This is a genomic window from Serratia sp. J2 (assembly GCF_046269175.1).
GTDB lineage: Bacteria > Pseudomonadota > Gammaproteobacteria > Enterobacterales > Enterobacteriaceae > Chania > Chania fonticola_C.
Genome location: NZ_JBKABN010000015.1, coordinates 48,216 through 61,525, shown reverse-complemented (window position 1 = coordinate 61,525; position 13,310 = coordinate 48,216). Strand labels below are relative to the sequence as shown.

Sequence of the window (13,310 nt, the reverse complement as noted above, 5' to 3'; positions counted from 1 at the left end):
TGGAATTGGAGATTGTGGGGGTTGCATGGGGTGTGTTTAGCGTGGCAGAAAAAAGGGCGCAGTTCATATGATGCTGCGCCCTTTTGGGGGGAGAAATACGGCTGTTGTTAACCGATAGTCATCAGGCTGGCGTTACCCCCGGCGGCAGCGGTGTTGACGCTTAATGAGCGTTCGATCAACAGGCGCTCCAACAGGATATTGGTTTCACCGCGGGCGAAGCCCTGCACCGAGACAATGGCACCGCTGCGTTGAGCAATCTGCTCACACAGGGTGCGCAGCTGATCTGCGTCGCCGTGATAGATGGCCGCATCAAACTCGACTTTATCCTGCGCCCAATCCTTGGTGAAACCGATCCGTGCCTGTACGGCGGCTGGCAAGCTGCGATAGAGCGTGCGCTGCAATTCCGCTTCCGGCCACAGCGCCTGGCTGCCAACCGCCAGCACGGCGGCCAACTGGTTCAGCGCATCGGCGTTGTTGTCCGCCAGGCACAGCACGCGTTCACGTGGCAGCAGGGCGTAAGTGTTGCGTTCCCCGGTTGGGCCTGGCAGCGGGCGAACGGTGCCACCCTGACCCAGTTCGGCGTATTGTTGCGCCAGAACTGCCAACTCGCGATGGTTCTCTGCCACGGCCCATTGTTCCAAAGCCTGATGCGGCACAAGCAGCGTAGGGCGCACGGTAGCCTCCAGAGGACGCTCGTTATCCTGGCGATTCAGAGTGCGCTGCACGGCATCCTGTGGACGGCTGGCCAGCAGGCGGTACAGATAGAGTGGACCACCGGCTTTCGGCCCGGTGCCAGATAATCCCTCGCCGCCAAACGGCTGCACGCCTACCACCGCACCCACCATATTGCGGTTAACATACAGGTTACCGACCTTGGCATGATCGGTGACTCTGGCGATGGTTTCATCGATACGCGTATGGATACCCAGCGTCAGACCATAGCCTGAAGCATTGATCTGATCGACCAACGCGCCCAGGTTGGCACGTTGGAAGCGAACCACGTGAAGTACCGGGCCAAAGATCTCTTTTTGCAGCTCGTCAAAGCTTTCCAGTTCGATCAGCGTTGGTTTCACAAAGGTGCCGCGAGCCCACTCTTTCTCATCATCTCCCAGGCTTTTTGCCGCCTGATACACCTTGCGGCCTTTGGCACGCATGGCCTGGATATGGCGTTCAATGCCGGTTTTGGCTTCGGCGTCGATCACCGGGCCAATGTCGGTAGACAGACGTTCTGGATTACCCATCCGGCATTCGGCCATCGCCCCGCGCAGCATTTTCAGGGTGTGTTCTGCCACGTCTTCTTGCACACACAGGATGCGCAGGGCAGAGCAACGCTGCCCGGCACTGTCGAAGGCGGAGGCCACGACGTCGGTCACCACCTGTTCGGTCAGGGCGGAAGAGTCGACGATCATCGCATTCAAACCGCCGGTTTCGGCAATCAACGGCGTCGGGCGGCCTTGAGGATCAAGGCGGCCTGCGATGTTGCGTTGCAGAATGCCCGCAACGTCGGTAGAGCCGGTGAACATCACGCCGCGTACACGGGAATCATTGACCAATAGGGAACCGACGGTTTCACCCTGGCCAGGCAACAGTTGCAGAACACCCTGAGGAATACCAGCCTCTAGCAGGATGCGTACCGCCTGGGCGGCGACCAACGGCGTCTGTTCTGCCGGTTTTGCCAGCACGCTGTTACCGGCGGCAAGGGCGGCGGCAACCTGACCAGTGAAGATGGCCAGCGGGAAGTTCCACGGGCTGATACAGACTACCGGGCCTAACGGGCGATGGCTGTCGTTGGCGAAGTCGTCACGCACTTGGCCAGCGTAGTAATGCAGAAAATCAACCGCTTCACGGACTTCTGAGATGGCGTTATTGAAGGTTTTACCCGCCTCACGCACCAGGATCCCCAGCAGGCTTTGCAGTTGGCTTTCCATCAGCTCTGCCGCGCGTTCTAAAATGGCAGCACGTTCGGAAGGTGGAGTAGCAAACCAGATCGGCCCGGCTGCGGCAGCAGAGTCTAATGCCCGGCTGACTTCACCTTCGGTGGCCTCACGCACATAGCCGACAATATCACCCGGTTCGGCTGGGTTGATCACCGGTTGTTCAACTCCTTGATCCAACGGAGCATCAATAATCGGCTCGGCACGCCATTGTTGGCTTGCGCTGGTGAGCAGGGCGCTGGACAGCGAAGCCAGCCGCTGTTCGTTGGCAAGATCCAGGCCGCTGGAGTTAACGCGTTTTTCACCATATAGCTCACGCGGCAACGGAATGCGCGGATGCGGTAAACCTATGCGGCCTTCGCTAGCCGCCATGGCCTCGACCGCGCTGACCGGATCGGCTACCAGTTCGTCGAGCGGCAGGGTGGCATCGGCAATACGGTTAACGAATGAGGTATTGGCCCCGTTTTCCAACAGACGGCGTACCAGATAGGCCAGCAGCGTTTCGTGTGTGCCGACTGGCGCATAAATACGGCAAGGGCGGTTCAACTTGCCGTCGGCCACTTTGCCTACCACCTGTTCGTACAGCGGTTCTCCCATGCCATGCAGACACTGGAATTCGTACTGGCCCGGATAGTAGTTATTGCCTGCCAGATGATAGATGGCGCTCAGGGTGTGGGCGTTGTGGGTAGCAAACTGCGGATAAATCAGGTTCGGTACCGCCAGCAGCTTGCGGGCGCAGGCCAGATAGGAAACGTCGGTATACACTTTGCGGGTATACACCGGGTAGCCTTCCAGGCCATCCATCTGAGCGCGTTTGATTTCGCTGTCCCAGTAAGCGCCTTTAACCAGGCGGATCATCAGGCGACGACGGCTGCGGCTGGCCATGTCGATCACCGCATCAATGGCAAACGGACAGCGCTTCTGGTAAGCCTGAATAACAAAGCCAATGCCGTTCCAGCCGGCCAACTGCGGCTCAAAGCACAGCTTTTCCAGCAGATCGAGGGAGATTTCCAGGCGATCGGCCTCTTCGGCGTCGATATTGATGCCGATATCGTATTGGCGCGCCTGTAACGTCAGCGACAGCAAGCGTGGATACAGCTCTTCCATCACGCGATCGTACTGGGCACGGCTGTATCGTGGGTGTAGCGCCGAGAGTTTGATCGAGATGCCTGGGCCTTCATAGATGCCACGGCCATTGGAGGCTTTGCCGATAGCGTGGATTGCTTGCTGATAGGAAACCAGATAGGCCTGCGCATCGGCTTCGGTCAGTGCGGCTTCACCCAGCATGTCGTAAGAGTAACGGAAGCCTTTGTCTTCCAACTTACGCGCGTTGGCCAGCGCTTCGGCGATGGTTTCACCGGTCACAAACTGTTCGCCCATCAGGCGCATCGCCATGTCGACTCCTTTACGGATCAACGGCTCGCCGCGCTTACCGATGATGCGGTTCAGTGCGCTGGAGAGATTGGCTTCATTATGGGTAGACACCAGCTTGCCGGTAAACAGCAGGCCCCAGGTCGCGGCATTGACAAACAGCGAAGGGCTGCGCCCAAGGTGGGAGTGCCAGTTACCGTTGCTGATTTTGTCGCGGATTAACGCATCGCGCGTTGGCTTGTCTGGAATACGCAGCAGCGCTTCGGCCAGGCACATCAGAGCCACCCCTTCCTGAGAAGAGAGTGAGAACTCCTGCAGTAATCCTTGCACCATACCGGCGCGGCCGTTGGCACTCTTCTGGTTACGCAGCTTCTCGGCAATGCCATAGGCCAGTTTATGGGTGGCCTGTGCCAGATCGGCAGGTAAACGCGCCTGTTCGAGCAGCATTGGCACCGCTTCAGTTTCCGGGCGGCGGTAGGCGGCGGTGATAGCCGCACGAGTGACGGACTGCGGCAGGATCTGTTCGGCAAACTCAAGGAAAGGCTGATGGGACTCTTCTGGCACCTGCGGCGTGACATCATCCACTTCTGCCTGGTTGGTTGAGGCCAGCGTCGGAATTTCTGGCAGATCGGAACCACTTTCCAGACGTTCAAGATAATTGAAAATAGCCTGCTTGATTAACCAGTGTGGCGTGCGGTCAATCCGTTGTGCCGCGCTCTTGATGCGATCGCGGGTTGCTTCATCGAGCTTCACGCCCATTGTGGTAGTGCCCATGCCAATCCAGCTCCTGTGTTTGGAACCCCTCCCAACCAGCGAGATTAGGGGCGCTCCGTAGAGTAATGAGGTTTCTGATGCCGACAATATCCTGCATGTTGCAACTTTGTGCAACCTTGTTAAATGTGCTCCGTGACGAAGTGTGACTCCCATCGATTTTTTAACAACTTGAGCGTTACGGATGACGGGATGGTAAGTGGGTTTTTTAAGTGAGACCAGGTTATTTCCCTGTGTTAATCAGGGTTAAGTAAGAGGTGCAACTCATTTCGACTATGGCGAGTGCAACCTTGACGGCGAATAAATGTGACCTGGCGTGAGTTTCGTGTGACTTTTTTGTTAAATGTCTTGTTGGTTGTTGACTGCCTCAACTAGGATAGCCAGCGTTCAGACCATGATGGGTATAAACGCTGTTCGTCCGCCTTCATCGCAGTGCGCCCCGTTCCGGCGCTTGGCGGGTGAAATTACTGACATAAAAATACCCGATAACTTTCAATAGGCTGCTAATATGCGGCGGCTTGAAAGGGGGAAGGGAATAAGAAATGGAGAGTTTAAGATAATGAACACACCTATGCTGGTGACCTTCGTGGTCTACATTCTTGGGATGGTGGTAATAGGCCTGCTGGCCTATCGGGCGACCAATAACTTTGACGACTACATTCTGGGTGGCCGCAGCCTGGGTAGTGTGGTGACCGCGCTCTCCGCCGGGGCATCTGATATGAGCGGCTGGCTGCTGATGGGGTTACCGGGTGCGATTTTCCTTTCCGGCATTTCGGAGAGCTGGATCGCCATCGGGTTGACCATCGGAGCCTACTTGAACTGGAAGCTGGTGGCTGGACGGTTGCGCGTCCATACCGAAGCCAACAACAACGCCTTGACGCTGCCGGATTATTTCACCAGCCGTTTTGAGGATAACAGCAAACTGCTGCGGGTGATTTCCGCCATCGTGATCCTGGTGTTCTTCACCATCTATTGTGCTTCCGGCATTGTGGCCGGTGCGCGCCTGTTTGAAAGCACCTTCGGTATGACCTACGCTACCGCGCTGTGGGCCGGAGCAGCCGCCACCATCTTGTATACCTTTATTGGCGGGTTCCTGGCGGTCAGTTGGACCGATACCGTGCAGGCCAGCCTGATGATTTTTGCGCTGATCCTCACGCCGGTGATCGTCATCTTCGCCGTGGGTGGCATCGACAGTTCAATGCTGGTGATCGCGGCTAAAAACCCGGCCAATCTGGATATGATGAAAGGGCTGAATCTGGTGGCGATCCTGTCGTTGCTGGGCTGGGGCCTGGGCTACTTTGGCCAGCCGCATATTCTGGCGCGCTTTATGGCGGCGGACTCCCACCGTACCATCCGTAGCGCTCGCCGCATCAGTATGACCTGGATGATCCTCTGTCTGGCGGGGACCATTGCGGTTGGCTTCTTCGGCATCGCTTACTTTGCCAATAACCCGGATCAAGCGGGCAATGTGACGCAAAACGGCGAGCGGGTCTTTATCGAACTGGCCATGTTGCTGTTTAACCCATGGATTGCCGGGATCTTGCTGTCGGCCATTTTGGCGGCGGTGATGAGTACCCTGAGCTGTCAGCTGTTGGTTTGTTCGAGTGCGATCACCGAAGACCTGTACAAAGCTTTCCTGCGCAAAGGGGCCAGCCAGCGTGAGCTGGTGTGGGTAGGGCGTGCGATGGTGCTGGTGGTGGCGCTGGTGGCGATTGCTCTGGCGGCTAACCCAGAGAACCGCGTGTTGGGTCTGGTAAGCTATGCCTGGGCCGGTTTTGGTGCCGCATTTGGCCCAGTGGTGCTGATCTCGGTGATGTGGTCGCGTATGACCCGTAACGGCGCGCTGGCCGGTATGCTGGTGGGGGCGATCACCGTGATCGTCTGGAAGCATTACGCCTGGTTGGATTTGTATGAAATCATTCCTGGCTTTGTGTTTGGCTGTATCGCCATCGTGGTGGTTAGCCTGATGGGTCGCCAGCCTTCGGCAACTATCACTAAACGTTTTGATCTGGCAGAGGCCGAGTTCAAAACGGTCTAAATCCGCCTTAATCTCTCCCCGGCAATCGGGGAGAGATCCGCTTTCCCCATCACTCGTCTCATCAAGCTGTAACAACTAGCGACATTTGATTAATAAAAATCACATTTCCGCCTCTTGTTTTTCTTTTCAGTAGAATGATAATCACTATCGTTCTGGTTTACTTTTCTTTACATAGTCGCGGTCTCGGTCAACCCAGTGCCAGCGGCTGACTACAAGTGCCTTTTCAGGGGTTAATATTCTATGTTTGTTCCTTTCCTTATCATGTTCCGTGAGGGGCTGGAGGCTGCGCTGATCGTCAGTTTGATCGCCAGCTATCTGAAGCGGACTCAACGCGGTCAATGGCTTGGTGTGGTATGGATTGGGGTGATCGTCGCCGTTGCTCTGTGCCTGGCGTTAGGTATCTTCATCAATGAAACCACCGGCGAGTTTCCACAAAAACAGCAAGAGCTGTTCGAAGGGCTGGTAGCGGTGGTGGCGGTGTGCATCCTGACCTATATGGTGTTTTGGATGCGCAAGGTTTCCCGCTCGGTGAAGGTACATCTTGAAGGGGCGATCGATAACGCCCTTAACTCGAGCAAAAGGCAAGGGTGGGCATTGGTGGCGATGGTGTTTTTTGCCGTTGCCCGTGAAGGGCTGGAGTCGGTGTTTTTCCTGTTGGCAGCATTTCAGCAGGATGTGGGCATTGCCGCACCAATAGGTGCCATGCTCGGCTTGGCGTGCGCCATCGTGGTGGGCATGCTGATCTATTGGGGCGGTATCAAACTGCATCTGGCCAAGTTCTTCAAATGGACCAGCCTGTTTATTCTGTTCGTGGCTGCGGGCTTGGCCGCCGGGGCGATCCGTGCCTTCCACGAGGCTGGATTATGGAACCACTTCCAGGATATCGCGTTCGACCTCAGCAACCAGCTATCCACGCATTCACTGCTGGGCACCCTGTTAGAGGGAATGTTTGGCTATCAGGAAGCGCCATCGGTCAGCGAAGTGGCGGTCTATTTCCTGTATCTGATCCCTGCTCTGATTTTCTTTTTCCTGCCGCAGCGTACGGAGTCCTCTACGATCCAGGCGCAAAGCAAGACACATCACTAATTTAATAGGGAACTCCGTATGTCTACTCCGTTATTTCGCCGCAAGGCACTGCATGCCGCATTACTGGCCGTTCCTGCTTTCGCGCTGAGCCTCAACGCGCTGGCGGCGGATATCCCTCGGGTTTTGGTGACCGTTAACGACAAACAGTGTGAGCCGATGCAGTTGACCCTGCCCGCCGGTAAAACCCAGTTTGTGGTGCATAACACCAGCCAAAAAAACCTGGAGTGGGAAATCCTCAAAGGCGTGATGGTGGTGGAAGAGCGTGAAAATATCGCGCCAGGTTTCACCCAGAAAATGACGGCAAACCTCGAGCCGGGCGAATACGATATGACCTGTGGGCTGTTGAGCAACCCGAAAGGCAAGCTTGTCGTCACGGCTGCGGGTGCGGTAGCTGATGGCAAACCGAATGTGATGGACCTGGTGGGGCCGATTGCCGAATATAAAGTCTATGTCACCAAGGAAGTTGAAGGGCTGGTCAAGCAGACCAAGTTGTTCACCGATGCGATCAAATCCGGTGATGTGGCCCAGGCTCGCAAGCTTTACGCGCCAACCCGTCAGCACTATGAGCGTATTGAACCGATTGCCGAGCTGTTCTCCGATCTGGACGGCAGCATTGATGCCCGTGAAGACGACTATGAGAAAAAAGCCGAAGATCCAAAATTCACCGGCTTCCACCGTCTGGAGAAAGCGCTGTTCGCCGACAACACCACCAAGGGCATGAATGAGTATGCCGACGGTCTGTACAAAGACACGCTGGAGTTGCAAAAACGTATCGGTGAACTGACTTTCCCGCCAAGCAAAGTGGTGGGTGGTGCTGCTGGCCTGATTGAAGAAGTGGCGGCCAGCAAGATCAGTGGTGAAGAAGATCGCTACAGCCGGACCGACCTGTGGGATTTCCAGGCCAATGTTGATGGCGCCCAGAAGATTGTGAACCTGTTGCGTCCGCTGTTGGAAAAGGCCAATCAACCACTGCTGGCGAAGATTGACGCCAACTTTAAAACCGTCGACACCATTTTGGCTAAATATAAGACCGCAGAGGGTTATGAGTCTTACGAGAAACTGACTACCGCGGATCGTAATGCGATGAAAGGGCCGATCACTACGCTGGCAGAAGACCTGTCACAGTTGCGTGGCGTACTGGGTCTGGATTAAGGCGAAAATGATGAACCATAAGACCGGCCCGCATAACGGGCCGTTTCCTCAGGATGAACAGGCCGCTTCGCCATCGCGCAGGCGGTTGTTGCAAGGTCTGGGCATGATGGGGGGCGCTCTGGCGTTGGCGGGGCCATCCCTGGCACGGGCTGCAGAAGAGCCGCTGGCTACCTCGCAGGACGAACGCTGGCAACAACAACCGTTCTACGGTCAGCATCAATCCGGTATCTTGACGCCACAACAGGCGGCCATGATGCTGGTGGCTTTCGACGTGCTGGCGACCAATAAGCAGGATCTGGAACGGCTATTTCGTCTGTTGACCAGCCGTATCGCGTTCCTCACCAGCGGCGGTAGGGCTCCGGAGGTCGATCCCAAACTGCCACCAATGGATTCGGGTATCATGGGGCCGGAAATCTACCCCGATAACCTGACCATCACCGTTTCCGTTGGCACCTCGCTGTTTGATGAGCGCTTTGGCTTGCAGGCGCAGAAGCCGCTGTACCTGCAAACCATGACGCGTTTCCCCAACGATTCACTTGATGCTGCCCTGTGTCATGGTGACTTGCTGCTGCAAATTTGTGCCAATACCAATGAAACGGTGATCCACGCGCTGCGCGATATCATCAAGCATTCACCAGACTTGCTCAGCGTGCGTTGGAAGCGGGAAGGTTTTATCTCGGCACACTCGGCCCGCAGCCGGGGCAAAGAGACGCCGATTAACCTGCTGGGCTTCAAAGACGGCACCGCCAATCCAAAAACCAGCGATAAGCCGTTAATGGATAAGGTAGTGTGGGTCGGTGATAAAGCGGGGGAACCTGCCTGGGCCGTTGGCGGTAGTTATCAGGCCGCGCGTATCATTCGCTTCCACGTCGAATTTTGGGATCGTACGCCATTGCAGGAACAGCAAACCATCTTTGGCCGTGAAAAACACAGCGGTGCGCCGTTGGGGATGAAGCACGAGCATGACGAACCGGACTATGCCAAGGATCCGGAAGGTAAGCAGATCCCCCTGGATGCCCATATTCGGCTGGCCAACCCGCGCACACCGCAAACCCAGAGCAGCCTGATGCTGCGCCGTGGTTACAGTTATTCGCTGGGCGTTTCCAATTCGGGGCAACTGGAGATGGGCCTGCTGTTTGTCTGTTATCAGGCCGACTTGGAGCAGGGCTTCCTGACGGTGCAGAAACGTTTGAATGGTGAAGCGCTGGAGGAATACGTCAAGCCTATCGGTGGCGGCTATTTCTTTGTGTTACCGGGCGTCAAGACCCGTGGCGATTATTTGGCCAGCGGCTTGCTGCAGGCTTGAACAGCTAAGTTTTTCAGCAAAACAGTGAAGCGCAGCGCAAAGGCTGCGCTTTTTTATGTGCTCAATTTTTAATCCGGCAACCTAAATGTCATTCGCCGGGATTAATATCAATTAATTGATATTTAACAATAAAATAAATTAATGCCAAGTCGCTTTCGCTTTGATATAGTGGTATTGCAGCGAGTTAAAACAAAAAATATTAAATTTTTTTACATTTTAGCAACGCGGCGCGGTTGAATGTCATTATACTGTAATCATCTGGCGGTAGTTTTCACACGGTGCACAGCTCAATGCTGTAAATATCACTGCGGGGATCGCTAATGGTAAAGTCCTTGGTTGGGCTACAAACAACAAATAACATACCTTCCCTGATTTCTCGTTGTAACGAGGGCTCTCTCTACGACTCTCAATTTCTGACCGACTCTTGGCTTTCCTTTCGCATTAATCCGGCTGACACACACTCCTGTTTTGTACCAATCTCGTTGTTCTGTGAAAAAGAGCCGCGCCCGTTGGCGGCTAGGTGTTCACGTCATTCAATGGCTTTAAAGGGGGCCACAACCTAATACGTGTGTAACATAATCGCTCGGTGTTTGCTGCCCTGCGGTAGGTGAAACAAACTGTAAGGTGCCACTATGGGAAGACAGAAAGCAGTGATCAAAGCACGTCGTGAAGCCAAACGCGTCATTCGTCGTGACGCTCGTAGTCATCGCCAGCGTGAAGAAGAAAGCGTGACCTCGCTGGTACAAATGGGTGGTGTGGAATCTATCGGCATGGCTCGTGACAGCCGGGATACTTCTACCATCGAGGCTAGAACCGAAGCTCAAGGTCATTACTTATCAGCCATAGAAAACAAGCTGTTGATATTTGCTACGGGTGAGGCCGGTTGCGGTAAAACCTTCATCAGTGCAGCCAAGGCAGCTGAAGCCCTGATACATAAAGAGGTGGATCGGATTATCGTCACTCGTCCGGTTCTGCAGGCGGATGAAGATCTCGGCTTTTTGCCGGGGGATATTTCTGAGAAGTTCGCCCCTTATTTCCGGCCGGTGTATGACATTCTGCTACGCCGTTTAGGATCGTCGTTCTTGCAATACTGCCTGCGCCCGGAAATTGGCAAGGTAGAGATAGCGCCTTTCGCCTATATGCGCGGGCGTACCTTCGAAAATGCGGTAGTCATCCTGGACGAGGCCCAGAACGTGACGGCCAGCCAGATGAAGATGTTTTTGACCCGTCTGGGTGAGAACGTCACGGTGATCGTGAACGGCGATATTACCCAGTGCGATTTGCCACGCGGCGTGAAATCCGGCCTTAGCGACGCGCTGGAGCGCTTCGAAGAGGACGAGATGGTCGGCATTATTCGTTTCGACAAACAGGACTGTGTGCGCTCTGCCTTGTGCCAACGCACGCTTAATGCTTACGATTAATTTGTCTGAAAGCTTGCAAAAGGCCACTTCGGTGGCCTTTTTGTTGGCTGCAAGTGCCAGTAGCCTACATCAATAAACCTGCGCCATTGCGGCCAATTTGAGTACAATAAATTGCAGGATCACTAAGGAATACTATTATGGACGATATTCAGCGCTGGCGGTCCAGCGTAGGGAGAACGTGGTTACTGGGCGCGATGCTGCTGGTGGGGAGTTTTACTGCCTCGGTAAATGCCACGACCCCAGAGAACTACCATCAGGTCTCGCCAGAACTCTACCGCTCCTCTCAGCCCTCCGCTGCCCAGATGCAAACGCTCGAGCAGCAGGGCATCAAAACCGTACTCAGTTTACGCCAGTGGCATGACGACGACAGCGAAGCGAGAGGCACAGGCTTGCTTCTGCGCCGGGTGGCGATCAATGCCGCCGTAATTAATGACGACATCGTGGTGACGGCGCTCAGAGAAATTCGTTTTGCCCTGAAACCGGTGTTGGTTCACTGCTGGCACGGCAGCGATCGTACCGGGCTAGTGGTGGCAATGTATCGCCTGGTGTTTGAATATTCGGATAAGCCTGCGGTGCTGGCCGAATTGAGAAAGCCGGAGCATGGCTATCATGAAAAATATTATGCCGGGATTGCGCGCTATATTGGTGATGTCGATGTCAGCAAGATACGGCAGCGGGTTTTTGCCGATAACCTTGGCAAGGGGAAGTGATTTGCTAGAAAAGGGGGTGACTGGCTATGGCGACCGTCCCCTCACCCTAACCCTCTCCCACAGGGAGAGGGGACTGGCCGTGCTACCAATTGGCCCCTTTACCGGTTTACAACACCGTATCGATTTCCTTCGTGAATAAGCTGCAGATGGCTTCCTATAACTAAATACAGCACCGTATCAATCCCTTGCGTGAATAAGCTGCAGATGGCTTCCTATAACTAAATACAGCGCCGTATCAATCCCTTGCGTGAATAAGCTACAGACTGTCTTCTATACCTGACTACGGCTCTGGATCAGCTCCCTCTCCCTGCGGGAGAGGGTTGGGGTGAGGGGAAGCTCGATTGCCTGACCGACAATCCTGCATCTCTCCCCGTGTGTTCATTTACTCCCCCCAATCCGACTCTGATAAATCGTTCGATCCTTCCCTAGCGTAAATCCCATTCTCGTTTAAGCTTTGTGTAAATTTTTGCGGCTTTTTGTATAGAATTTTAGTTTCAATAACGTTAACTATTGGTATCTTCCGACCGTTAAACCGAGCTTAACGGGATAGGGAATCGTTGGGTTGTGTGCCGTGCTCGGCATACTCATGGTCGTATTTTGGGGTTCTGAAGTCATCATGAAATATATCATTCTGATTTTATTAATTTTGTGTGTTATTTACATTCATTATCGTGGCCGTGTTCGCTATCCTTTTTGGCGTCAGCTTTCCGACCATTCCACCTTTACCGCACCGCTGAACGTGTTTATGTACCTGTTCTCACGGGTGCCGACCACGCCTTACCTGCAACCGGAGCAGTTCCCCGATCTCATTATCCTGCGTGACAACTGGCAGACCATTCGGGAAGAAGGGAAGCAATTGATGGAGATCCAGCAAATCAAAGCGTCGGACAAGTTTAACGACGCCGGATTCAACTCCTTCTTCAAAACCGGCTGGAAGCGCTTTTACCTGAAGTGGTATGAGGATAACCATCCTTCGGCAATGGCGTTATGCCCGCAAACCACTGCGCTGTTACGCAGCCTGCCTTCGGTGAAGGCAGCGATGTTTGCCGAATTACCCCATGGCAGCCGCTTGCCACGCCACCGCGACCCTTACGCCGGTTCACTGCGCTATCACCTGGGGTTGATCACCCCAAATGACGACCGCTGCTTTATCGAAGTGGATGGCGAACGTTACAGCTGGCGTGATGGCGAAGGGGTGATGTTCGATGAAACCTATCTGCACTATGCCGAAAATCAGAGCGGGGAAAACCGTTTGATCCTGTTTTGCGACATCGAACGGCCAATGCGTTACCGTTGGGCGCAGGCGGTGAATCACTGGTTGGGGCGTAATTTGATGAGTGCTGCGACAGCACCGAATGAAGAGGGCGATCGTACCGGCGGCGTCAATCGGCTGTTCAAATATATCTATGCCGTGCGTAAGGTTGGCAAGCGATTAAAAGCCTGGAACAAGACGGGCTATTACATTATCAAATGGCTGCTGTTTGGTGGGATCGCCGCACTGATTTTCTTCGCATTATAAAT

8 protein-coding genes are annotated in these 13,310 nt (G+C 54.6%); 7 read left to right on the top strand and 1 reads right to left on the bottom strand.

The window, feature by feature from the left end:
• Nucleotides 1-107: 107 nt before the first annotated feature.
• Nucleotides 108-4,079, bottom strand: coding sequence for a trifunctional transcriptional regulator/proline dehydrogenase/L-glutamate gamma-semialdehyde dehydrogenase (gene putA, locus ACKWMY_RS16275; protein WP_074028544.1), 3,972 nt, complete (start codon nt 4,077-4,079; stop codon nt 108-110).
• Nucleotides 4,080-4,635: 556 nt separating this feature from the next.
• On the opposite strand from putA, the gene putP reads away from it, so the two are divergent.
• The 7 genes from putP (at nt 4,636) to lpxO (ending at nt 13,308) form a co-directional block, all read left to right on the top strand.
• Entirely contained in the window at nt 4,636-6,114 is a 1,479-nt protein-coding gene (gene putP / locus ACKWMY_RS16270) for a sodium/proline symporter PutP (protein ID WP_029711311.1), read from the top strand.
• A gap of 240 nt (nt 6,115-6,354) precedes the next feature.
• Nucleotides 6,355-7,200 carry an iron uptake transporter permease EfeU gene (efeU, locus tag ACKWMY_RS16265; protein WP_409486620.1) on the top strand — a complete coding sequence of 282 codons (846 nt, stop codon included), beginning with the start codon at nt 6,355-6,357 and terminating at the stop codon, nt 7,198-7,200.
• Between the two features lie 18 nt (nt 7,201-7,218).
• Nucleotides 7,219-8,352: an iron uptake system protein EfeO gene (efeO, locus tag ACKWMY_RS16260; RefSeq protein ID WP_024529769.1), complete on the top strand. Its 1,134-nt coding sequence runs from the start codon at nt 7,219-7,221 to the stop codon at nt 8,350-8,352.
• 10 nt (nt 8,353-8,362) lie between these two features.
• Complete coding sequence (gene efeB, locus ACKWMY_RS16255) at nt 8,363-9,658, top strand: iron uptake transporter deferrochelatase/peroxidase subunit (protein ID WP_308872734.1); 1,296 nt, start codon at nt 8,363-8,365, stop codon at nt 9,656-9,658.
• A gap of 632 nt (nt 9,659-10,290) precedes the next feature.
• Complete coding sequence (gene phoH / locus ACKWMY_RS16250) at nt 10,291-11,079, top strand: phosphate starvation-inducible protein PhoH (RefSeq protein ID WP_021180979.1); 789 nt, start codon at nt 10,291-10,293, stop codon at nt 11,077-11,079.
• Nucleotides 11,080-11,216: 137 nt separating this feature from the next.
• Nucleotides 11,217-11,789 (top strand): tyrosine-protein phosphatase, encoded by a 573-nt coding sequence (locus tag ACKWMY_RS16245; protein WP_211136358.1) that lies wholly within the window; start codon nt 11,217-11,219, stop codon nt 11,787-11,789.
• Between the two features lie 616 nt (nt 11,790-12,405).
• Complete coding sequence (lpxO, locus tag ACKWMY_RS16240) at nt 12,406-13,308, top strand: lipid A hydroxylase LpxO (protein ID WP_166732797.1); 903 nt, start codon at nt 12,406-12,408, stop codon at nt 13,306-13,308.
• The last annotated feature ends 2 nt before the right edge of the window (nt 13,309-13,310 follow it).